Source organism: Arthrobacter sp. TE12232 (genome assembly GCF_054062615.1).
This window is the reverse complement of the sequence record NZ_JBSSFK010000001.1, coordinates 3807371-3829171: the sequence shown is the minus strand read 5'-3', so window position 1 is coordinate 3829171 and position 21801 is coordinate 3807371. Positions and strand designations below refer to the sequence as shown.

General features: G+C 69.3%; 18 protein-coding genes. 5 read left to right on the top strand and 13 right to left on the bottom strand.

Going from position 1 to position 21801, the window contains the following annotated elements; genetic code table 11:
- Window positions 1–33: 33 nt before the first annotated feature.
- A complete protein-coding gene (locus ACVWZ7_RS17160; RefSeq protein WP_456509136.1) occupies window positions 34–3342 on the bottom strand; it encodes an ATP-dependent helicase in 3309 nt (1102 codons plus the stop codon).
- Between the two features lie 125 nt (window positions 3343–3467).
- Window positions 3468–3884, bottom strand: a complete 417-nt coding sequence (locus ACVWZ7_RS17155; RefSeq protein ID WP_456508549.1) for an MGMT family protein — start codon at window positions 3882–3884, stop codon at window positions 3468–3470.
- A 107-nt stretch (window positions 3885–3991) separates the two neighbouring features.
- Between ACVWZ7_RS17155 and ACVWZ7_RS17150 the strand changes: the two genes are divergently transcribed.
- The 4 genes from ACVWZ7_RS17150 to ACVWZ7_RS17135 all read left to right on the top strand — a co-directional run bounded on the left by ACVWZ7_RS17150 (window position 3992) and on the right by ACVWZ7_RS17135 (window position 7523).
- Window positions 3992–4702, top strand: a complete 711-nt coding sequence (locus ACVWZ7_RS17150) for a 3'-5' exonuclease (protein WP_116767366.1) — start codon at window positions 3992–3994, stop codon at window positions 4700–4702.
- 383 nt (window positions 4703–5085) lie between these two features.
- Window positions 5086–6021 (top strand): ABC transporter substrate-binding protein, encoded by a 936-nt coding sequence (locus ACVWZ7_RS17145; protein WP_456509135.1) that lies wholly within the window; start codon window positions 5086–5088, stop codon window positions 6019–6021.
- Between the two features lie 3 nt (window positions 6022–6024).
- Entirely contained in the window at window positions 6025–6789 is a 765-nt protein-coding gene (locus ACVWZ7_RS17140) for an amino acid ABC transporter permease (RefSeq protein ID WP_344367237.1), read from the top strand.
- Complete coding sequence (locus tag ACVWZ7_RS17135) at window positions 6786–7523, top strand: amino acid ABC transporter ATP-binding protein (RefSeq protein ID WP_344367235.1); 738 nt, start codon at window positions 6786–6788, stop codon at window positions 7521–7523. The genes ACVWZ7_RS17140 and ACVWZ7_RS17135 overlap by 4 nt, the downstream gene beginning before the upstream one ends.
- Before the next feature lie 96 nt (window positions 7524–7619).
- Here ACVWZ7_RS17135 and hemL read toward each other — a convergent pair whose 3' ends face one another.
- The 10 genes from hemL to hemE all read right to left on the bottom strand — a co-directional run bounded on the left by hemL (window position 7620) and on the right by hemE (window position 18855).
- Entirely contained in the window at window positions 7620–8951 is a 1332-nt protein-coding gene (gene hemL, locus ACVWZ7_RS17130; RefSeq protein WP_456508548.1) for a glutamate-1-semialdehyde 2,1-aminomutase, read from the bottom strand.
- A 30-nt stretch (window positions 8952–8981) separates the two neighbouring features.
- Window positions 8982–10088, bottom strand: coding sequence for an LLM class flavin-dependent oxidoreductase (locus ACVWZ7_RS17125; RefSeq protein WP_344367231.1), 1107 nt, complete (start codon window positions 10086–10088; stop codon window positions 8982–8984).
- Window positions 10085–11068 carry a porphobilinogen synthase gene (gene hemB / locus ACVWZ7_RS17120; protein WP_344367228.1) on the bottom strand — a complete coding sequence of 328 codons (984 nt, stop codon included), beginning with the start codon at window positions 11066–11068 and terminating at the stop codon, window positions 10085–10087. Before hemB ends, ACVWZ7_RS17125 begins: the two co-directional genes overlap by 4 nt.
- A complete protein-coding gene (locus ACVWZ7_RS17115) occupies window positions 11065–11982 on the bottom strand; it encodes a uroporphyrinogen-III synthase (protein ID WP_344367226.1) in 918 nt (305 codons plus the stop codon). Before ACVWZ7_RS17115 ends, hemB begins: the two co-directional genes overlap by 4 nt.
- 38 nt (window positions 11983–12020) lie before the next feature.
- Window positions 12021–13019 (bottom strand): hydroxymethylbilane synthase, encoded by a 999-nt coding sequence (gene hemC / locus ACVWZ7_RS17110; protein ID WP_116767359.1) that lies wholly within the window; start codon window positions 13017–13019, stop codon window positions 12021–12023.
- A complete protein-coding gene (locus tag ACVWZ7_RS17105; RefSeq protein WP_344367224.1) occupies window positions 13016–14302 on the bottom strand; it encodes a ferrochelatase in 1287 nt (428 codons plus the stop codon). Before ACVWZ7_RS17105 ends, hemC begins: the two co-directional genes overlap by 4 nt.
- Window positions 14299–15045: a hydrogen peroxide-dependent heme synthase gene (hemQ, locus tag ACVWZ7_RS17100; RefSeq protein WP_456508547.1), complete on the bottom strand. Its 747-nt coding sequence runs from the start codon at window positions 15043–15045 to the stop codon at window positions 14299–14301. The genes ACVWZ7_RS17105 and hemQ overlap by 4 nt, the downstream gene beginning before the upstream one ends.
- Before the next feature lie 121 nt (window positions 15046–15166).
- Window positions 15167–15853, bottom strand: a complete 687-nt coding sequence (locus ACVWZ7_RS17095) for a hypothetical protein (RefSeq protein WP_456508546.1) — start codon at window positions 15851–15853, stop codon at window positions 15167–15169.
- 418 nt (window positions 15854–16271) lie between these two features.
- Window positions 16272–17813 carry a protoporphyrinogen oxidase gene (gene hemG, locus ACVWZ7_RS17090; protein WP_456508545.1) on the bottom strand — a complete coding sequence of 514 codons (1542 nt, stop codon included), beginning with the start codon at window positions 17811–17813 and terminating at the stop codon, window positions 16272–16274.
- Window positions 17814–17817: 4 nt separating this feature from the next.
- Entirely contained in the window at window positions 17818–18855 is a 1038-nt protein-coding gene (hemE, locus tag ACVWZ7_RS17085; RefSeq protein ID WP_456509134.1) for a uroporphyrinogen decarboxylase, read from the bottom strand.
- A 302-nt stretch (window positions 18856–19157) separates the two neighbouring features.
- Between hemE and ACVWZ7_RS17080 the strand changes: the two genes are divergently transcribed.
- The gene (locus tag ACVWZ7_RS17080) at window positions 19158–20531 is read left to right on the top strand and encodes a glutamyl-tRNA reductase (protein WP_344367217.1); all 1374 of its coding nucleotides are present in this window, start codon (window positions 19158–19160) and stop codon (window positions 20529–20531) included.
- A gap of 158 nt (window positions 20532–20689) precedes the next feature.
- Here ACVWZ7_RS17080 and ACVWZ7_RS17075 read toward each other — a convergent pair whose 3' ends face one another.
- Entirely contained in the window at window positions 20690–21712 is a 1023-nt protein-coding gene (locus ACVWZ7_RS17075; RefSeq protein WP_456508544.1) for an SDR family NAD(P)-dependent oxidoreductase, read from the bottom strand.
- Between the last annotated feature and the right edge of the window lie 89 nt (window positions 21713–21801).

Sequence of the window (21801 nt, the reverse complement as noted above, 5' to 3'; positions counted from 1 at the left end):
GGTCTGCCAGGCCGGTCGGCGGCGCCTCGGGGGTCATTCAGTTACCTGCTTTCCCCGCACGCACAGCGGGCACACTTCGGGGAGCCGGCAGCCGTGGCCGCCGTGGCCTCCCTTGGACGGATCGTGGCGGGCCTGGAAGGTGCTGCCGGACATCACCTGGGCGGCGTCGCCGACCATCTCCAGCGCCCAGTTGTCCTGGGGGTCGAGCGGGGCCTGGGCCTGGATGCCCGGGCTTTTGGTTGTCGTGCCGAGCTGGGCCAGGACGGCACCGCCCGGCAGCGGCGGCGGACCGTCGTCGGGGCCGGCAAAGCCGCCGGCCAGCACGGCGGCCTGGTAGGCGCCGAGCTGCGGATGACGCTCCAGATCCGCCTTGCCCGGCTGGCGCTTACCGGTCTTGAGGTCCACGATCACCAGGCGGCCCTCGGCGTCGATCTCCAGCCTGTCCACCTGGCCCCGGAGCACGGCGGGCCGGGCCGGGCCCGCGCTCCCGCCGTCGCCGGACTCAGGTCCGGCGACGGGCTCCGCCGGAAGGTCCGGCAGCTTCACCTCAAAGTCCTGCTCGACGCCGACCAGACTACGGCCTTCGCTCCGCATGATCAGGACATACTGGGCGAGCTTGCGGACCATGGACTCGGCTCGCTGAAAATCCAGCTTGCCCTCCCAGTTGTCCTTCATCCCCAGGGTGGGCCAGCGCCGGACGAGTTCCGCCACGTATTCGCTTCCAGAGGCGTCGGGGAGGTCCTGCGCGATGGCATGGACCAAGGTTCCCAGGCTGCGGGCAAAATCCGTGGCGGCTTCTCCGCCGGCGGCCTGCACGAACCAGTCGAGCGGCGATTTCTGCACGGTTTCGACCTTCGAGGGCGAGACGAAGACTGTTCCGCCGGCAGGAACAACCGGCTCGTCGGAAGACAACCCGGCCAGTCCCCACCAGCTCGCCGGGTGTGCGCCCGGAACCGGCGGCCGAGCGGTGGCCAGGACGCCCAGCACGGCCGCGGCTTCGGCCGATTCGGCAGCTTTGGGGTCCAGCTGTGCATACTGGCGCAGCTCTGCGACCAGGGCCCTGAGGGTCAGCGGACGCTCCACCGGGGTGAAGCCCCGGCGGTCCTGCCCCGGGCGCAGCGGCGCCACATAGTCCAGGAAGGAGGACGGTTGCTCGTCCTCCGAGGACACCGCCGTGCAGATCAGCACCTCGCGGGCGCGGGACACCGCGGTGGAAAAGCTCCTCAGTTCGTCATAACGGATTTCGCGCAGCCGGCTCAGCGGATCCAGTTGCAGGGCATACTCGGCGCCGTGTTCGACGGCGTCGGCGAACAAGGTGCTGCCGAGCAGTTCGCCACGCAGCCGGGTATTGGGCCACACGCCCTCTTGGAGCCCTGGCACAATCACCACAGGCCACTCCCGGCCGGCGGCACTGGCAGGGGTCATGAGTTCCACAGCGTCTTCCAGCTGCGCCCTGGCGGCCAGGGTATCCATGGGGAGCTCCTGGCTGAGCAAGTACTCGAGGAACTGCTCCGGTCCGGAACCGGGCAGCTGGTCGACGAAGCGCTCCGCGGTATGGAACAAGGCCATCATGGCATCGAGGTCACGGTCGGCCCTGGCACCGGCTGACCCGCCGGCCAGGGCGGCCTCGGTCCAGCGGGCGGCCAGTCCGGTCGAATGCCAGAGTGCCCACAGCACCGTCTCGGCGTTACCGCCGGGGGCCTCGGCGGCGTCGCGCCCGGCCCGGATCATCCGGGCAATGCGGCGGGCCGAATGCCCTTCGATGCCCAGTGTCGCCAACGCTCCGGGCTCCAGCAGGGCCTCGACAAGGAGGGCGTCGCTGGTCCGTCCGCCGCCGCCGAGAAGTTCCTCGCGGCGGAGCGATTGCCGCAGCCTCCGCAACTCAATCGAGGTGGCGCCGCCGATCCGGGACGTCAGCAAGGACACGGCCGACTCTGGAGTGAGCGCGGCCGGGTCAAGGGCCACGGCGTAGGCATCCAGCAGCGGACGCACCGCGACCTCGTCCCGGACCGCCGATTCGGCCACGGGAATCCGGACCGGAATGCCTTGGCCGGCCAGGTACCGCTGCAGCTGGCTCAACTGGCCGCCGTTGCGCACGATCACGGCGATGTCCCCGAGGTCCCGGGCGTCGTTCAGCTGGGCTTCGAGGATCCGCTGCGCCACATACCGCAGTTCATGGACCGGAGACGGCAGCAGGTGTGCCTCGACCGTCCCCGGATTGACGTCGGCGCCACGGGGCGGCCCGCCCGGAGCGGGGTCCGGCGTGGGATCCGGAGCGGGGTCCGGCGCGGGAAGGGGCTCAGGCTGTTCGAGCCGGCGTGCGGACAGGCCACCGGACCGCAGGGAGATGCGCCCGGCCACCGATAGCCACGACTCCGCCACGGCCGGGGCGTGCCGATGCGCAATCCAGAGGGGACGTTCCAGGATCACTCCGTCGGCGGCCAGGAGACGGGGAAGCTCGGCCACGAGATCCGGGCGCGCCCCGCGGAAGCCCTGAACCACGGTGTCCGGCGAGGCGGTGATAATGGCGTCCTTGCCGGCTGCGATGTCGGCAAGCAGTTCGAAGACCGCGGGGTTCGCTTCCTGGATGTCGTCCACGAGGATCAGCTGGAGGCGCTCGCGTTCGGCCGCGAGGAAATCCGGGGCGTCCTGGAAGATCTGGCGTGCTGCGGTGATGATGCCGGCGGGGTCGAAGGCCTCCGGCATGCGCAGGTCCAGGACGTCACGGTACTCGGAGTACAGGGCGGCCGCCGGAATCCAGTCGGGCCGGTTGCACCGCCGGGCCAGGGCCACGAGGTCCTCCGCCGTCCGCCCGGATTCGATGATGCGGTCGAAGAGTTGGCGAACTTCCTGCCGGAAACCGCGGGTCTGCAGTGCGGCGCTCAGATCCTCCGGCCATGGCAGCTCGAGCCCGGGCATCGCATGCCCTTCGAGCAGTTCCTTGATGATGAGGTCCTGCTCCGGGCCGGAGAGCAGCTTCGGCTGGCGCGGCAGCGGCAGGATGCCTTCCGCTTTGGCGCGGCGGATCAGATCGAAGGCGTACGACGCCCAGGTGCGGGCCGGCGTCGTGCTCAGGCTCCGGTCCAGGCGGGCTGTGAAGCGGTCGCGGAGAGTATCGGCGGCGAGCCTGCCGGGAGCCAGGATGAGCATCCGTTCCGGGTCCAGGCCGTCACGTTGGGTGCGGTGGACGGCGGCTTCGACGAGGACCGTCGACTTGCCCGTGCCCGGCGCGCCCGGCACCAGAACGGGGCCAGAGCCCGGCGGGACCTCGACGGCGGCGAGCTGGTCGGGCGACAGCACCGGGACCGCGCTGTGGTGGGTCCGGGGAGGCAACAACCGCAGCCCCACACCCGCTGCCTGCCCCGTTCCCGTTCCGTTTCCCGTGCCAGTTCCCTGATGGGGACGGGACGCGGACCGCTGCAGGCCCGGATCGAAGCTTTCGGGCTGCTGAACCTCGGTCACTTTACTCACACAGTCATCTCATCATCCGGCACTGACAATTTATGCAACTCCCGCTCGAGCCGCTCAGCGATGGCATCTATCCGGTCGAAGTCGGCGTCGCTGGGCACCCATCGGCCGGCGGCCAGGTTCACGCGCCAGCGTCCCTCGCCGGTCCGGAGGAAATCGGCGTGACTCCCCATCAGCGGCGTGCCTTCCTGCAGATAGAGCGTCAATGCCTCGCGCTCATGTCCGGGAGGCGCATCCCCGCTGGCCTTCAGGACCCGCCACCACGGCACGTGGCTGCCATAGTGGCTCATGACAGAACCGACCTGGCGCGGACCGCCGGAGCCAAGCAGTTCCGCAACGTCGCCGTAGGCCACCGCGGTGCCGGCCGGGATCAACGCCACCAGCTCCAGCACCGCCTCCACATACTCCGTTCGCATCGATCCAGCCTAGCTGGCCACAGGTCGCGTCAGTGCAGGCCCCGCACCCGGACGGCACGCGTCGGGAGCGGTCAAGAACTGTCGGAGGCAGCAGGTAGCGTTGAAGCATGAGCACCTGGAACAGCCTTCCCCGCGCAGCCTTCGACCTCGAAACAACGGGCCGCAACTCCCGCTCGGCGCGGATCGTCACCGCATCCGTCACCGTCGTGGACGCCGGCGGCGAGGTGATCAAGGAGCATGAGTGGCTCGCCGATCCCGGCGTCGAGATTCCCACCGAGGCCAGCGACGTCCACGGCATCACCACGGAGCAGGCCCGCCGCGAGGGCAGACCTGCCGCCGAGGTGACACGCGAGCTCGCTGCCGTCTTGCAGGAACTGTTCGATGACGGCGTACCCGTCATCGCCTTCAACGCCAGCTACGACTTCACCGTGCTCGCGGCCGAGTCGGCCCGCTACGGCGTCCCGCAGTTGAGCCGCTTCCCCGTCCTGGACCCGTACATCATGAACAAGCAGGTGGACCGGTACCGCAAGGGCAAGCGCACGCTCACCGCCCTGTGTGAGGAATACGGCATCAATCTGGACAACGCCCACACCTCGGCCGCCGACGCCCTGGCAACCTTGCGCATGCTCGACGCCATGGCCGGAAAATTCCCCAAGCTCAGGATGCCGGCGGCCAACCTGCACCAGCTCCAAGTCGAATGGGCCTCGGCCCAGGCCGCGGATTTCCAGAGTTACCTGCGCAAGACCAAACCGGCCGCCGTCATTGAAGGCGACTGGCCCGTCCTGCCCCCGGAAGACGCCAGCCGCGGCGACTTCTAAACTGCCGGTCTGCCCTTCGCGAAAACTTCTTAATACGAAACGTTGGGCGGCAAAAAGACTTACTTAGTCTTCCCCGGCGCCCAATTCCAGCCATTGAGACGGAACTCACACGCCCCGGGGCCCCCAACGGCCCGGCCCTTCCACGCCAATGATTCCGCCGTACCCGTCCGGCGCTACCCGGAACACTGACCATGACACAGGAAGATGAAGATACTTCGCGGTGGGCGCACTCCCCCGCTGATTAATTCGGATTGAATCCGCGTCCACACCGGATGACACAATTATCTTTCGCGGCTTGCCTGCCCATCCGGCGCCCAAGCCAGCAGCCGGGGCCCGATGAGTCGCCCCGCGCCCACTGAATTTCAGACGAAAGTGATTGCGTGATGAAAAGCAAAGCCTTGAAGTGGCTGACAACCGTTCCCGTGGCACTCGCCGTGGCGGTCTCCCTTGCAGCGTGCGGCGGCGGGTCGGCGCAGACCACGGCGTCACCGACGGATGCGCTCCAGGGCAGTGACCAGAAATCCCTGGACAAGTACACCACCAAGGACGTCACTCCCCTGGACAAGATTGACAAGGCCAAGCTCGGCCTGATCAGCGACGGAACGCTCACCGTGGGAACCCTTTCGGACGCCCCGCCGAACATCTACATCGACAAGTCCGGCAAATTCACCGGCTACGACAACGAACTTCTGCGCGCCATCGCGGACAAGCTGGGCCTCAAGGTGGAGTTCAAGTCGACCGGCTTCGCCTCGCTGCTCGCCCAGGTCCAGAACAAGCAGTTCGACCTCGGGTCCTCCTCGATCTCCACCACTGACGCCCGCCGCAAGACCGTGGGCTTCACCAACGGTTACGACTTCGGCTACATGGCCGTGGTGGCGAAGAAGGACTCCAAGATCAAGGGGTTCAAGGACCTGACCAAGGACACCCGCATCGCCGTGGTCCAGGGCACGGTGCAGGATGACTACGTCACCAACACCCTCCAGATCGAGCCCGTCCGCTTCGAGGACTACAACACCGCCTACGCCAACCTGAAGAACGGCCAGGTTGACGCCTGGGTCGCACCGTCCCAGCAGGCCACCGGCCAGGTCAAGGAAGGTGACGGCACGGTTATCGCCGAGTCGGTTGTGAACACCCAGAACTTCACCGCCTACGCCGTGAACAAGGAAAACCAGCCGCTCATCGACGCGCTGAACTCCGGCCTCGACGCCGTGATCGCCGACGGCACCTGGTCCAAGCTGACCAAGGAATGGTACCCGGACCGCGAGACCCCGGCCACGTGGTCCCCGGGCTCCAAGGCCGTCACCGTTCCGAAGTCATAGTCCATGGATGCACTCGATCAACTCGTAAAGACCTTCTTTGACTGGGAGGCGATGGCAGCCGTCCTGCCGAACATGATTATGTTCGGCCTGCCCAACACCCTGATCCTGGCGGTTTCCTCGGGTGTGCTCGGGTGCATCCTGGGCATGGTCCTGGCCGTCATGGGCACGTCACGCATCACTGCGCTGCGTTGGCTCTCCCGGATCTACACGGACGTGTTCCGCGGCGTCCCCGCGATTGTGGTCATCCTCCTGATCGGCCTCGGGCTCGGACCCGTGGTGCGGGTAACGACCGGCTCCACGAACCCGTTCCCGCTCGCCATCTTCGCCCTGACCCTCATGGCGGCGGCCTATATCGGCGAGATCTTCCGCTCAGGCATCCAGAGCGTGGAAAAGGGCCAGTTGGAGGCTTCCCGTGCCCTCGGCTTCAGCTATGGCTCCTCCATGCGCCTCGTGGTGATTCCGCAGGGCATCCGCCGGGTGCTCCCGGCCCTGGTGAACCAGTTCATCACGCTGATCAAGGACTCGTCCCTGATCTACCTGCTGGGCCTGATCGCCAGCCAGCGTGAGATCTTCCGGATCGGTAACGATGCCGCCGCCAACACGGGGAACCTTTCGCCGCTGGTTGCCGCTGCGTTCATGTACCTCATCCTGACCGTTCCGCTCACCCACTTGGTCAACTACATCGACAACCGCCTGCGCACCGGCCGTCCGGAGAAACGGCAACCGGACGATGCAGCGGCCCTGATCGGGAAGGGAGCACAGCCATGAGCGAGTTCGCCTCCGGTTCTCTGACCGGCAAGAATCTGCACCTGTCCTTCGGCTCGAACCATGTCCTCCGCGGCATCGACCTGCACGTCGAGAAGGGCACCACCGCCTCGGTGATCGGTCCCTCCGGATCGGGGAAGTCCACGCTGTTGCGCGTCATGAACCGCCTGATCGAACCTGATCAGGGCGACATCCTGCTGGACGGCCGCTCGGTCTTGAAGGACAACCCGGACGAGCTGCGCCAGCGGATCGGCATGGTGTTCCAACAGTTCAACCTGTTCCCGCACAAGACCGTCGTGGACAACGTCTCGCTCGCGCTGCGGAAGCTGCGCAAGCTGCCGGCCGAGCAGGCCCGGGCCGAGGCACTCGAGCAGCTCGACCTCGTTGGGCTCAAGCACAAGGCCGACGCGCGTCCCGCCAACCTCTCCGGCGGCCAGCAACAGCGCGTCGCCATTGCGCGGGCCCTGGCCATGAAGCCGGAGGTGATGTTCTTCGACGAGGCCACCTCGGCCCTCGACCCGGAACTCGTCAAGGGCGTGCTGGCGCTGATGGCCGACCTCGCCAAGGGCGGCATGACCATGGTGGTAGTGACCCACGAGATGGGATTCTCCCGCAACGTCTCGGACACGGTCACGTTCATGGACGGCGGCGTCGTCGTGGAGTCCGGCCCGCCGGAACAGATCTTCACGAACCCGCAGACCGAACGGCTGCAGGGCTTCCTCTCTGACGTTCTCTAGTCCGCCTGCCGTTTCGGCAGCCTTAACGACTGATGGCACCCGCCGCTGCGGGTGCCATCAGTCGTTAAGGCTTCGGTCGGCTAACGATCAGGGACGCTACGCCTTCGCGGCGGCCGCCGCCTTCGCCGCGGCCGGCAGGGCGTCGAAGATCCGGTTCATCGCGGCGTCGTCGTGCGCGGCGGAGAGGAACCAGGCTTCAAAGACCGACGGCGGCAGGTAGACGCCCGAGTCCAGCATCGAGTGGAAGAAGGGGGCGTAGCGGAACACTTCCTGGCCCTGGGCGTCGTCGTAGTTGTGCACGCCCCGGGCGCCCGTGCCGAAGGCCACGGAGAACAGGTTGCCGGCGCGCTGGATGGAGTGGTCCACGCCGGCGGCGTCGAGGGCGGAAGAGAGGGCCGCGGAGAGCTCCAGGGAGCGCGCGTTCACGAAGGAATAGACCTCGGGGGTTGCGTGGGTCAGCGTCGCGACGCCGGCGGCCATGGCCACCGGGTTACCGGAGAGGGTGCCGGCCTGGTAGACGGGGCCCAGCGGCGCCAGATAGTCCATGACCTCGGCGCGTCCGCCGAGGGCCGCCGTCGGCATGCCTCCGCCGATGACCTTTCCGAACGTCAGCAGGTCCGGGGTCCACGGCTCGGCGGCGTCGGCGGCCCCGCCGGTCAGGCCCCAGTAGCCGGAGTAGCCGGTGCGGAACCCGGTGAGGACCTCGTCGAGGATCAGCAGGGCGCCGTGCTCGCGGGTGATCCGGGAAAGACCTGCGTTGAAGCCCTCGCCGGGGGTGACCACGCCCATGTTGGCCGGGGCGGCCTCGGTGATGACAGCGGCGATGCTGTCACCGTGCTTGGCGAAGGCCGCCTCGACGGCGTCGAGGTCGTTGTAGGGCAGCACGAGGGTTTCGGCGGCGGTGGCGGCGGTGACGCCGGCCGAGCCGGGCAGCGCAAGGGTCGCCAGCCCGGAACCTGCCGCGGCGAGGAGGCCGTCGAGATGGCCGTGGTAGCAGCCGGCGAACTTGATGACGAGGTTCCGGCCGGTGAAGCCGCGGGCCAGCCGGATGGCGGTCATGGTGGCTTCGGTGCCGGTGGAGACCATCCGGACGCGTTCGGCGGCCGGGACGCGCTCCTTGACGATCGCGGCCAGGTTGGCCTCGTCGGGCGTGGACGCACCGAAGGACAGGCCGCGGTCGACGGCGGCATGCACGGCGGCGATGACCTCCGGGTGGGCGTGCCCCAGCAGCGCCGGACCCCATGAGCAGACGAGGTCGACATAGTCCGCGCCGTCGGCGTCGGTGAGATAGGCACCCTTGGCGGACACCATGAACCGCGGAGTCCCGCCCACGGAGCCGAAGGCGCGCACGGGTGAGTTCACGCCGCCCGGCATCAGCTGGCGGGCGCGGTCAAAGAGTTCCTCGTTGCGAGGCATGCTGGAAGTCATGGTTCCTATTCTTTCAGTTCTGCGGCCGAGTCATTTTCCTGCGGCCTTGGCCAGCAGTGCGGTGACGCGGGGCGCCACTTCGGTGCCAAACAGTTCGATCGAGCGCATCATGGCCGGGTGCGGCAGGGTGCCGTTGCTGTATTTGAGGTCAAAGCGGTCCACGCCCAGGTTCTTCTTCAGCAGCGCGATTTTTGCGGCCACGGTATCCGGAGACCCCACGTAGAGTGCTCCCTCGGGCGTGCACATGGCATCAAACTCGGCCCGGTTGCCTGGGCCCCAGCCCCGCTCCGCGCCAATCCGGTTGCGCATCGCGATCCAGTGCGGGAAGAACTCCTCCCGTGCTTCCTCGTCGGTAGCCGCGATGTGGCCGGGTGAATGCGTGGCCATCTGCTGCATCGGGTGCCCGTATTTGGCCATGGCCTCGCGGTAGAGGCCGGCCAGCGGGGCGAAGGACCGCGGCTGGCCGCCGATGATGGCGAAGATGATCGGGTAGCCGTATTCTGCGCAGCGCAGCACGGATTCGGGGGTGCCGCCGACGCCGATCCAGGTTGGCAGCAGGTGGTGTTCCAGGGGCGGGTAGACGCTCAGGCCGTTGATGGCGGGCCGGGTGCGCCCTTCCCAGTGGACCGGCTTCTGCGCCCGGACCTTGTCGAAGAGCTCGAGCTTTTCCTCGAAGAGGATGTCGTAGTCGGCCAGGTCCAGGCCGAACAGCGGGAAGGATTCGATGAACGAACCGCGGCCCAGCATGATTTCGGCCCGGCCGCTGGAGATGGCGTCCACCGTGGCAAAGCGCTGGAAGACCCGGATGGGGTCATCGGAGCTGAGGACGGTGACGGCCGAGCCGAGCCGGATGTGCTTGGTGCGGGCAGCCGCCGCGGCGAGGAAGACTTCCGGGGCCGAGACCGCGAAGTCGCGGCGGTGGTGTTCCCCCACGGCGAAGGCGTGCAGGCCGACCTCGTCCGCGAGCTCGGCCTGTTCCAAGAGCTGCCGCAGGACCTGGGCGTGCGGGACGGGATGGCCGTCGGGGAACACGCCGACGTCACCGAAAGTGTTCAGGCCAAGGAGGATGCGTTCCGGCCCGACCGGGGCCGTGGGGTTCTCCCCGGGTGCCGGCTCAGGCGTAGTCGCGGTGTTCACCGGGATTCCTTCAGCCAGCCGGCCAGCTCGCTGGCCCAGTAGGTCAGCACCATGTTGGCGCCCGCGCGCTTGATGCCCAGGACGGATTCGGTGATGGCGGCCCGGCGGTCGATCCAGCCGTTCGCTGCGGCAGCCTCGATCATCGAGTACTCGCCGGAAATCTGGTAGGCGGCCACCGGTACCGGGCTCATGGCGGCGACGTCGGCGAGGATGTCCAGGTAGCTCATGGCGGGCTTCACCATGACCATGTCGGCGCCTTCGGCCAGGTCCAGGTCCACCTCGAGGATGGCTTCCCGGCGGTTGGCGGCGTCCATTTGGTATGTGCGGCGGTCGCCGGTCAGCTGCGAGTCGACGGCCTCGCGGAACGGGCCGTAGAACGCCGAGGCGTACTTAGCGGCGTAAGCGACCACGGCGGTGGTGGCGTGCCCGGATTCCTCGAGGGCCTGCCGGATGACGGCGACCTGGCCGTCCATCATGCCGGACGGGCCCAGGACGTGGGCGCCGGCGTCGGCCTGTGCGACGGCCATCTGGCCGTAGATTTCCAGGGTCGCGTCGTTGTCCACGTAGCCGTTGGCGTCCAGGACGCCACAGTGGCCGTGGTCGGTGAATTCGTCGAGGCACACATCGCTCATGATCACGAGCTCGTCGCCAACTTCCGCGCGGACGTCCCTGATGGCTTTGTTCAGCACACCGTTGGGGTCCAGGGAGGCGGTGCCGCGCGCATCCCGGACAGCGGGGACACCGAACAGCATGATGCCGCCGACCCCCAGCTGCACGGCCTCGGCAGCGGCCCGCTTGAGCGAATCGGTGGTGTGCTGCTGCACGCCGGGCATCGAGGCAATCGGGTTGGGCTCGGTCAGGCCTTCGCGGATGAAGGCGGGAAGGATCAGTTCCGCAGCGGAGAGGCGGTGCTCCGCGGTCAGGCGCCGCATGGCGGGGGTGGTGCGAAGCCGGCGGGGCCGGTGGGTCGGGAAGCTCATGTGTTGTCCTTCGCTGGATGCTGGGATGGTTGGGAGCGGACGACGGCGGCGACGAGGCCTGACGCGGTGGGAGCTTCGGCGACGGCGGCGACGGTGAGTCCAAGACCGGCCGCCTCGCCCGCCGTCGAGCGCCCGATCGCAACGAACCGGCACGCGCCGAGCGGGGCGAGGTCCGTGTGGATGCGGCGGGCCGCGCTCGGCGAGGCGGCGACGACGGCGTCGAGCCGTCCGGCCCGGATCTCACGTTTCGCGTCGGCGGCCGTGAGGACTTCGGCCGGCGGCCCGGCGTCGGCTTCCTCCAGCGGGGGCCGGCAGGCCGGGAGGCTCAGGCCGGGATCGGCCGGGTAGTCCACCGTCCGGTAGGCGGTGACGGCCTGCACCGACGCGCCGCGGGCTTCCAACCCGCGGCGGAGCCTGGAATCGGCGATGTCCGCCTGGGGCAGGAACACGCTGTTGCGGCCTTCGGGCCAGACGCCGAGCAGGCCGGCGCCCGACTGCAGTGCCGTCGGTGCGAGGTCCACGCTGACACCCCGGGACTCGAGGATCTGCCGCGTCGCGGGGCCGATCGTGGCCACCTGGACGTGCCCGGGCAGCCAGGCGCCCAAGGTGGAGCCACGCTCCGCGGCCTTGGCCTCCAGCACCTGGACGGTGGTCGCGCTGCTGATGACGAGCCAGTTGTAGGCGCCGGCGCCCAAGGCATCGAAGGCGACGTCGAGGGAGTGCTGGTCGCGTGCCACCTCGAAGTCGATCAGGGGCAGCAGCACCGGCTCGGCGCCCAGGCGGCGCAGGGCCGCGACCAGCTCGCCGGCGCGGTCCGGGCTGCGGGCGATCAGGATCCGGGCTCCCGCGAGGGCCCCCTGGTCGTGGGTGGCCGGCCCGCTGCTGCCCTCATTCAGGGCATTGTCCCGTCCCATGATGCGGTCCCGTCCCATAATGCGCTGGATCCCCCGGTTCAGGATGCGGTCAGGTCCGCGATGTCGGCGGCGCCGCGGGCCAGCAGGACTTCCGCCAGTTCGATCCCGAGCAGGGTGGCCCCCACCTCGGTCAATCCGTCGGTGGCCTTCCGGTCCCGGACGGTGGCGGTGCCGTCGACGGCGCAGACCACGGCTTCGAGGTGCAGCATGCTTCCCTTGCGGTAGGCGTAGGCGCCCACCGGTGCGGCACAGCCTGCCTCAAGGCGGGCCAGGAGCGCCCGCTCGGCGGTGACGGCGAGCCGGGTGTCGTGATCGTCGAGGGCTGCGAGGGCCTGGGCGAGGACGCCCTGGGACCCTTCGGTGGACCCGGCCTTGCGGGGCGCGTCGGCCGTGCGGCATTCGATCGCGAGGGATCCCTGCCCGGCGGCCGGCAGCATAATGTCCGTCTCGAGGTATTCGCTGACCGTGTCCAGCCGCCCGATCCGGTGCAGCCCGGCTGCGGCGAGGACGACGGCGTCGAGGTCGCAGGACTTGCCGTCCACCATGGCGTCGGTCGTGTTGCCCGGCAAGCCGGGGACGCGTCCGAGCCGGGTGTCGACGTTGCCGCGGATGTCCCGGATGTCCAGGTCCGGACGGGCGGCGCGCAGCTGGGCTGCGCGTCGCGGGGAACCGGTGCCCACGCTGGCGCCGGCGGGCAGGTCCGCGAGCTTGAGCCCGTCGCGGGCGCAGAGCACATCGCGGACGTCGACGCGTTTCGGCGTCGCCGCGAGCGTCAGGCCAAGCGCCGGCCCGGTGGGCAGGTCCTTGAGCGAGTGCACGGCGACGTCGCATGCGTTCTGCAGCAGGGCGTCGCGCAGGGCCGCCACAAACACGCCGGTTCCGCCCATCTGGGACAGCGATCCGGTGAGGACATCACCGTCGGTCCGGATGTGGACAAGCTCCACGGCGAACCCGCCGACGGCGGCCAGCTGGTCCGCGGTCTGCTGCGTCTGGGTGAGGGCCAGTTTGCTGGCGCGGGTTCCGATCCGGACGGTCACGGCGTTGCCTGACCAGCCGCCGGGGTCGCCATATCCGCGGCTGCGGGCGTTGCGGCGGGGTAGGGATCGTGGCCCGTGCCGATGCTGGTGTCAGCGCCCGCGATGGTGGGCTTTTCGCCGCGGAAGTTGGCGCAGCAGCCGGGCCGGCAGACGTCGTACCAGGGGCCGAGTTTGGTCAGGTGGGGCCGGTCCGCGATGTTGTTCGCCGCGGTCCGTTCGCAGATCAGGTCCACGATCCCGCCGACGAACTTCCGGTGCGTCCCGGGGGTGGGGACGCGGGTGGCCGCCAGGCCCAGCTTGCCGCAGGTCTCCAGTGCCTCGGTGTCCAGGTCCCAGACAACCTCCATGTGGTCGCTGACGAAGCCCAGCGGCACGATCACGACGCCCTTGACGCCCTGGCCGGCGAGCTCCTCGATGGCGTCGTTGATGTCGGGTTCGAGCCACGGGACGTGCGGGGCGCCGGAGCGGGACTGGTAGACGAGGGACCACGGTGCGGTCAGGCCGGTTTCGGCCTCGACGCGGCGGATGACCTCGGTTCCAGTGGCGAGGTGCTGGGCCACGTAGGCGGAGTCTTCCTCGAAGTGGCGGGGCTCGCCCTCGGAGCGGCCGGCGGCTTCGGCGTCGCGGGTAGGGATGGAGTGGGTGGCGAACAGGATGTGCACCGGGGCGTCGGGGGTGCCGGCCGCGGTGAGCTGTGCGCGGACGTCGGCCAGGCCGGCGGCGGTGCCCTCGATGAACGGCTCGACGAAGCCGGGGTGGTCAAAGTACTGCCGCACCTTGTCCACTTCGAGTTTTCCGTCCAGCCCGGTTTCGGTCAGGGCCATGCCAATGTCCTCGCGGTACTGGCGGCAGCTGGAGTAGCAGGAGTAGGCGCTCGTGGTGACCATAAGGACCTTGCGGTGCCCGGCGTCGTACATCTCCTGGAGCGTCTGCGGGATGTAGGGATCCCAGTTGCGGTTGCCCCAGAAGACCGGCAGTTCGATGCCGCGGGTGGCAAGTTCGGCCTCCATGGCGGCCTTGAGGGCGCGGTTCTGCTGGTTGATGGGGCTGATGCCGCCGTTGGCGCGGTAGTGGTGCGAGACCGCTTCGAGCCGCTCGTCCGGGATGCCGCGGCCACGGGTGACATTGCGGAGGAACGGGATGACGTCCTCCTGGCCTTCCGGGCCGCCGAAGGAGGCGAGGAGGACGGCGTCGTACTCCTTGGGAGCCATCCGGCCTGCCTCGGTGACGGGGTTCACGGCGGTCACCGCCGTGGCGGTCTCCTGGGGATCCAGCGGGCTCATGCAAGGACCTCGGCGATCTCGGCGGCGCTGACGCGCCGGCCGGTGTAGAAGGGGATTTCCTCGCGCACATGGTGACGCGCCTCGGTGGCGCGCAGGTGGCGCATCAGGTCGACGAGGTCCACGAGTTCCGGAGCTTCCAGACCGAGGATCCATTCCCAGTCGCCCAGGGCGAAGGAGGAGACGGTGTTGGAGATGACCTGCGGGAAGTCGCGGCCCAGGAGGCCGTGGTCGCGAAGCATCGCGCCGCGCTCGGCGTCCGGCAGGAGGTACCACTCGTAGGAGCGGACGAACGGGTAGACGCACAGCCACTCTGCCGGTTCGACGCCGCGGGAGAAGGCGGGCGTGTGGTTCTTGGCGAACTCCGCCTCGCGGTGGACGCCCATGGCGGACCAGGCGATCTCGGTCCCGGTGAAGAGCTTGCTGCGGCGGATGTCCCGGACGGCCCGCTGCAGGGCCTCGGCCTTGGGCCCGTGGAGCCAGATCATGATGTCCGCGTCCGCGCGCATGGCGGAAACGTCGTAGCTGCCGCGGTGGACCACGCCGGCGTCAGCGAGGCGTGCCAGCAGGGACTCGAAGTCCAGGGCAGCATCCGCGTCGCGGGCGGTGTCCGCGGACCGCTTGAAAACGGTCCAGAGGGTGAAGAACTGCTCGGTTGAATCGTCGGGCGCCGAGGCCCCGGCGACTGATTCTCCGGGGACGGGCATTCCGGTTTTAGTGACAGATTCGGCAGAAGTGTGGCTCATGGTTACCAGTCTGCCTCCTCTCTCCAGCTAAGTCGAAAAAAAGCACTTCTACAACGCGTAGAAGTGCTTTATTTCACAAGCCGGGGGCGACTGCCCTGGAATCCGGGCCGCCGGGATGCCGTCAGGTCCTGCGCATCCGGACAGCGATGACGCCGGCGCCGACTGACAGCGCCACCAGGCCGATGCCCCAGCCGATCAGCGGGGACGGTCCGGCCGGTTCCACAGCGGACGTGGCCTGCAGCGACGTGCTGCCGGAGTGGCCCGCGGCTGTGGCCGGTGCTGTTTTCGAACCGGCCGCGTTCGAACCGGTGGAGGAGGGCCGGGGCGTTGCAGTATTCGATGCCGGCGCCGGCGTGCCAGCGCCGCTTCCGGCTTGCCCGGCAGTTCCTGGCCCGGTCCCGGCGGCAGGGACGGCAGCGCTGCCAGCGTTGCCACCTGCGGACGGCTGGCCGGGCACGGATCCAGTGATGGGGACCGATCCGGCTGCGGCCCCGTCCGCGGCCGGCGCTCCCGGCGCCGTGACCGGCGTGCCGGGGTTTTGCGGCGCGGAGGGCGGGGCCACGTTGGCCGACGGGGTGCCCGATGGCGGCGCGCTGGTGCCGGGAGCCGTGGACCCGGGGTTGCTGGGCTCCGGGCTGCCGGACTCGGGGATCGTGGGTTCCGGACTGCTGCTGCGGGACGGCGGTTGCGTCGGCTCGGCCACTTCGTCCGGGCCGGAGGACGGCGAGGGGCTCGGTGTGGGCGACGGGCTCCGCGTCGGCGAGGAGCCGAGCAGGCTGTCCAGCACGTCACCCAGGCCGAGGGTCAAGGAACCCTGGGTCGACGGCGGGGTGGACGCCGCTGCGGATAAACCGGTGGCAGCATTCGAAGCAGGAACTCCTGCGGAAACAGCCAGTACCGCCCCGAGCGCGGCTGCTGCTGCGCCGCGTCGAAGGCTCCTATGGCGCCGGGTCGTCGTTGTTGACACGTTGGACCTGAAAATAACCATGGTCATCGAGCCTAGCCGGAATCAACCGCGAGGAAAAACCGGCGGAATTCCGCGGAATACCGGCTAGTAACCCAGGAGGTTGGAGAGGTTCAGGGTGCATTTGGGGCCGCTGTGACTCCTGCGGCTGAGGGGGCGTCAGGGACTCCGGAGCGGGTCCCCGAAGTGGCTGCAGGCGACGGTTCGACAGCGGCGTTTGGGGCATCAGCGTGTATGGAAACAGTGGTCGGGCGGCACCCCTTTAGGCCAGGAGGGTGCGAACCTGCCGGGGGGTGTCGGCCACGATCGCGGCCAGCCCGTTGCCGGACAGCCATCCCCCCACGACGGCGAGGGTGCCGTCCGCGGCACAGACGCTCCGGACGGCGGCGACACGCTGTTTGTGGCCGAGGGACGCAAACGGCAACGCACCGGCCCAGCGGACCACGTCCCAGCCCACCACGTCCCCGGCGGTGACCGGGACCGACAGCAGGGCCGAGGCGTCGGCCAGGGCTGCGCGGAACAGTTCCTCGTCTGAGCGCGGCGGTTCCGAGCGCGGCACGGCCGCTCCCGGGCTGCCGTATTCCGTGGTCCCGACGGGCGCAACTCCCCGCCCGTAGGAGAGCCGGAGCACGTGCCTGCCCGGTCCGGTCCGGTCCGCCAGCCAAGCCCATTTGGCGGTGCCGTGCGTCAACGCTTTGGCCTGTACCCCGGGACTCTGCGGGGCCACGAGCACTCCCGTACCGCGTGGCGCCGCGTCGAGCGCCGGGAGATCCACCACGAGGGTGACCAGGCTGACATCGGGTCCGGCTTCGGGGCGGAGGCCCGCAAGCTCCGGCAGGGATTCTTCAAGCAGCCCGGCGGCGGCGGGGCCTTCGACCGCAACCACGAGCAACCCGGCGTCGTACGTGTCCTGATCCGTGGTCACCCGCCAGCCGCCCGCTGTGCGCCGAACGGACCGGGCCGGGGTGGCGCTGAGCAGGGTGACGCCGCGCCGGCGCAGGTCGGCCAGCAGGGCGGTCACCAGGGTGTGCATCCCGCCTCGCAGGCCGGCGACGGCGGCGCCGGCTTTCTGGAGCCCGGCGGAGCTGCCCGTCCCCGGTGCGGCTGCGCCGGCGCTCGAGTTGGCTCCTCCCCTGCGTTGGGCCGCGACGGCGGCGGCGAGGGAACCGTGCCGGCGGATGCCGGCCCGCAGCCCGGGGGCCACCATGTCGACGTCGAGCACGGCGGGATCGGCCGAGTGGACGCCGCCGACCACCGGCGCAACGAGTCTGTCCAGCACGCGCCTGCCCATTCGCGCGCGGACCAGGGCTGACACACTGGTGGCCTCGTCGGCGGTGCCAAGCGAGGCAGGCAGCACGGCGTCCATGGAGGCGCGGAGGGAGCCCAGCAGTCCCAGGGACCGGCGGACTTCCGGGTCCCATGGGCTGGCCGGGATGCCCAACACCCCGGTCTTGGGCAGTTCCCGCGGGCCGTCGGGCAGTTGCACCCAGGCACCGCCGGGGTTCGGTGCGACGATGTCGCGGGCAATCCCAAGCTCGGCGGCGAGATCGGCCACCGCGGCCGTGCGGGTAGCGAAGGACTCCGCCCCGCTGTCCAGGGTCAGCCCCGCCACAGCATGGCTGCCGACGCAGCCACCCCAAGCGTCGCTGGCTTCCAGCACTGTGGTCCGGAGGCCCGCCCGGGCGAATTCCCTGGCCGCAAGCAAGCCGGAGATCCCTCCCCCGACCACGACGGCGGTCCCGTCACGGGAGGTGCCTTCTGCGGCGGTACCCGCCCCGGACGTTGCGGCGGCGCCTGCGTCCATGTTCCTACTCCGGTGAAATGGAGTGGATGAGTTCGACGACGCGCGTCAGCACCTCGGGATCCGTCTCCGGAGGCACGCCGTGGCCAAGGTTCAACACGTGGCCGGGCGCTGCGGAGCCGGCTGCGATCACGTCGCGGACGTGCGCTTCCAGGATCTCCCAGGGCGCGGAGAGGAGTGCGGGATCGATGTTGCCCTGCAGCGGAACGGTCCCGCCGAGGCGGCGGTTGGCCTCGTCCAGCGGCAGCCGGTAGTCGACCCCCACGACGTCGACGCCGACGTCGTGCATGGCGACGAGCAGTTCCGAGGTGCCGGTGCCGAAGTGGATGAGCGGTGCGCCGAGGTCCCGGACGTGGTCCAGAGCCCGGGACGACGCCGGGGCAACGTAGCGCTGGTAGTCGGCCAACCCCAGCGAACCGGCCCAGGAGTCGAAGAGCTGCGCGGCGGAGGCTCCGGCTTCCAACTGCGCCCGAAGGAACATGCCGGAGGCGTCGGCGGCCCAGTTGGCCAATGCCGTCCAGGTTTCCGGGTCGGCGTGCATCATGGTGCGCGGGCCGAGGTGGTCGCGGGAAGGCTTGCCTTCCACCATGTACGCGGCGAGCGTGAAGGGTGCGCCGGCGAAGCCGATCAGCGGAGTGCTGCCGAGCTCGGCCACGGTCAGCCGGACGGCTTCACGAATGGGTTCCAGGGCCTCCCACGTCAGCTGCGGCAGGGCGGCGACGTCCGCCGCCGTGCGCACCGGCACGTCCAGGACAGGACCGACGCCGGGCACGATGTCCACGCCGACGCCGGCCAGCTTGAGCGGAATGACGATGTCAGAGAAAAAGATGGCGGCATCGACGTCGTGACGGCGGACCGGCTGCAGGGTGATCTCGGAAGCCAGTTCCGGGCGCAGGCACGAGTCCAGCATGGCGACGCCCTCGCGGACCTTGAGGTACTCGGGCAGCGAGCGGCCCGCCTGACGCATGAACCAGACGGGACGGCGGGAAGGCTTGCCGCCGCGGTAGGCGGTGATTAGCGGTGAGTCCGCGGTGCGGCCGTCCATCAGCGGGTGTCCGGCGTCTAGGCCGCCGGCGCCGGCCACTGCGCCGTCTACTGCGGCGGCGTCATCGGCTGCGCCATGATCGGACGTACTGAATTTTGTCGTGCCGGCATGTGCCGCAGCGCTTGGAGTCATGACTTCGATTGTGCCCAAATTTGCGCCCAAAAGATAACGACAGCCTGTCACGCGGGCTGTCACACTGGCCACGAGGGCCGCGGCGTGGCGGGGATCACAGCCCTGGGTGCCGGACCCCACGCCAGGATAGTTGTTCTACACGGACGCGAAAAAGCTATGATGGTCGTGCTGTGGTTCTTTTCTCATTGGTGGCTACACACGCCGACATCGACCTCGAAACCGTTGCTCAGTTGAGCACCGGCGCTTCCGGGCTTGCCACATCCGCCCTCGCCGGATCGCCGGCCGTGGCGGGTGCCGTTGTCCTTGCCACCTGCAACCGCTTCGAAATCTACGGGGAAGCCCCGCATCCGGACGCCGTCGACGCGGCCCGGGCTGCCCTCATCACCCAGATCAGCGGAGCCAGCGGACTCAACGACCAGCTGGTCTCCCGCGCCTTCAGCACCCGCACGGGTGCCGAAGTCAGCCAGCATCTCTTCGCGGTGAGCTCCGGACTGGACTCCGCCGTGGTGGGCGAACGCGAAATCGCCGGCCAGGTCCGCCGCGCCTTGATCACGGCCCAGCATGAAGGCACAGCCAGCTCCGGACTGGTGCGGCTCTTCCAGGCGGCGTCCAAGACCGCCAAGGACGTCGGCGCCCAGACGGCGCTTGGTTCCCGCGGCCTCTCCATCGTCTCCGTAGCACTGGATCTTGCCACCGACCTGTCGGAAAACCCGGACTGGTCCGCCAAGAAGGCCGTCGTGTTCGGGACCGGCGCCTACGCCGGGGCCACCATGTCACTGTTGCGCGAACGCGGCTGCACCGATGTCTCGGTCTACTCCTCCTCCGGCCGTGCGCCCGGTTTCGTCGCCACCCGGGGCGGCGCCGCCTTGGATGAGGACACCCTTCCGGCTGCCGTCGCCGCTGCCGACGTCATGATCGGCTGCAGCGGCTCGGACAGCCGGGTCGAAGCGGACGACCTCGCCCGGATCCGGTCGGGCTCGGCCCAGCCGCTCATCGCGATCGACCTCGCCCTGACGCACGACTTCGACCCCGCGGTCGGCGAGCTCGACGGCGTCGAACTCCTCACGCTGGAATCCGTCCGGCTCGCCGCGCCCCAGGAACAGGCCGAGTCGCTCGCGCAGGCCAGCAGCATTGTGTCCGGTGCGGCCAGCGCCTTCGAGCAGGAGCGCGAGGCACGCTCCGTGGACTCGGCGATCGTCGCGTTGCGGCGCCACACGATGAACGTCCTGGATGCGGAAATGGAAAAGGTCCGCGCCCGGCACGGCTGCACCGCCGCCGCCGAGGAAGTCGAGTTCGCCCTGCGCCGCATGGTGAAGCAATTGCTGCATGTCCCCACCGTCCGGGCCCGCGAACTCGCTGCCAACGGACAGCAGGACGCCTACGTTGCCGGTCTTGAGGCGCTGTACGGGATTACGGTGGAGCCCTCCACCGCGACGACCGCTGCGACGGTCCCGGGTTCTGCAGCCTCCGAGGCCGACTGCCCTGTGGAGCACAGCCACGCGGAGCACGGCCCCGCCGCCGGCGACATCCGCGAAACCGCGTAACTGCCCGCGGCCCTCATTCCTGCCCCTCGGTTATTGCCCCGCGTATTGCCCCGCGGCGCTGGCTCGTGATGGCGACGCTCGTTGTTGCCCGTTGGCTAGTTGCCAGTAGGGCTAGTTGCTTCCGACGGCGCCACCACGGCTCATATCCCTTAGGCGGCTTACCCGGCGAACGCGTTAATGCCGGTCATGTCGGCCGACACTTGCCACAGCTGTGCGGCAGCCTCCCGGTCCACGGCATGGGCATCCACGCCCCTGATCCTCGCCTCCGGCGAGCCCGGCACGGTGGGTTCGGCAATGTCGCAGTCCTCGCAGTAGACGCCGCCCATGCCCTCAAGGGCCGGTGACGTTGCGGCCCAGACCGAGGTGGCCGCGCCTTGCGCGGGGGTCTTGAACCGGGCGTCGACGTTGCCGTTCTCATCCATCCAGCCGGCGGCGATCATTTCCTCGCGCGGCAGGTGCCGCTGCAGTTCCGTCATGATGCCGCCGGGATGCACGGCGAAGGCCCGCACGCCAAAGTTCCGGCCCAGGGCGTCGAGCTGGACGGCGAAGAGCGCGTTGGCCGTCTTGGCCTGGCCGTACGCCCGCCATTTGTCGTAGCCGGCGTCGAAGTTGATGTCATCGAAACGGATCCCCGAGAGCTTGTGCCCGGTGGAGGACAACGAGACCACGCGGGCACCCTCCGCCGCGGTGAGCGCGGGCCACAGCAGGTTGGTGAGGGCATAGTGACCCAAGTGGTTTGTGGCGAACTGGGACTCCCAGCCGGGCCCCGCCCGGTGCTCCGGACTTGCCATGATGGCCGCGTTGTTGATGAGGATGTCCAGGCTGCGCCGGGTACCGGGTTCCGCGCCGGCCAGGAAGCCGGCGGCGAACTCCTTCACGCTGGCCTGGTCGTCAAGGTCCAGCTCGGCCACGCTGACATCGCCTCCGCGGGTTCCCGGCGTCAGCCCGGCCGCAGCGAGGACGTCGCGGGCGTGCTCCGGCCGTCGGGCCGGCACCACAACGGTGGCGCCGGCCGACGCCAGGGCCCGCACGGTCTCCAGGCCGAGCCCGGAGTAGCCGCCCGTGACAATCGCGGTCTTCCCGGTCAGGTCGATGCCGGCAATGACCTCGGCCGCCGTCGAATCCCGGCCGAAGCCGGAGCCGATCTTCTGCTGGGGTGTCAGGGTGTTTTCCTCGCTCATGACCAAGCCTTTCGCTGGAGGTGCCGTTCGACGGACGCTGCTTGTCAGGTGCCGTGGATGGACGGCCCGAAGGCCGCGGCACCTGAGGG

Bases quoted from the DNA above. Each gene is read 5' to 3' on its own strand.
- ACVWZ7_RS17075 (WP_456508544.1), bottom strand. From the start codon at position 21,712: ATGAGCGAGGAAAACACCCTGACACCCCAGCAGAAGATCGGCTCCGGC.
- ACVWZ7_RS17105 (WP_344367224.1), bottom strand. From the start codon at position 14,302: ATGAGCCCGCTGGATCCCCAGGAGACCGCCACGGCGGTGACCGCCGTG.
- ACVWZ7_RS17135 (WP_344367235.1), top strand. From the start codon at position 6,786: ATGAGCGAGTTCGCCTCCGGTTCTCTGACCGGCAAGAATCTGCACCTG.
- hemL (WP_456508548.1), bottom strand. From the start codon at position 8,951: ATGACTTCCAGCATGCCTCGCAACGAGGAACTCTTTGACCGCGCCCGC.
- ACVWZ7_RS17145 (WP_456509135.1), top strand. From the start codon at position 5,086: ATGAAAAGCAAAGCCTTGAAGTGGCTGACAACCGTTCCCGTGGCACTC.
- hemE (WP_456509134.1), bottom strand. From the start codon at position 18,855: ATGGACGGCCGCACCGCGGACTCACCGCTAATCACCGCCTACCGCGGC.
- ACVWZ7_RS17150 (WP_116767366.1), top strand. From the start codon at position 3,992: ATGAGCACCTGGAACAGCCTTCCCCGCGCAGCCTTCGACCTCGAAACA.
- hemB (WP_344367228.1), bottom strand. From the start codon at position 11,068: ATGAGCTTCCCGACCCACCGGCCCCGCCGGCTTCGCACCACCCCCGCC.
- ACVWZ7_RS17140 (WP_344367237.1), top strand. From the start codon at position 6,025: ATGGATGCACTCGATCAACTCGTAAAGACCTTCTTTGACTGGGAGGCG.
- hemG (WP_456508545.1), bottom strand. From the start codon at position 17,813: ATGGACGCAGGCGCCGCCGCAACGTCCGGGGCGGGTACCGCCGCAGAA.
- hemQ (WP_456508547.1), bottom strand. From the start codon at position 15,045: ATGAGCCACACTTCTGCCGAATCTGTCACTAAAACCGGAATGCCCGTC.
- ACVWZ7_RS17155 (WP_456508549.1), bottom strand. From the start codon at position 3,884: ATGCGAACGGAGTATGTGGAGGCGGTGCTGGAGCTGGTGGCGTTGATC.
- ACVWZ7_RS17115 (WP_344367226.1), bottom strand. From the start codon at position 11,982: ATGGGACGGGACAATGCCCTGAATGAGGGCAGCAGCGGGCCGGCCACC.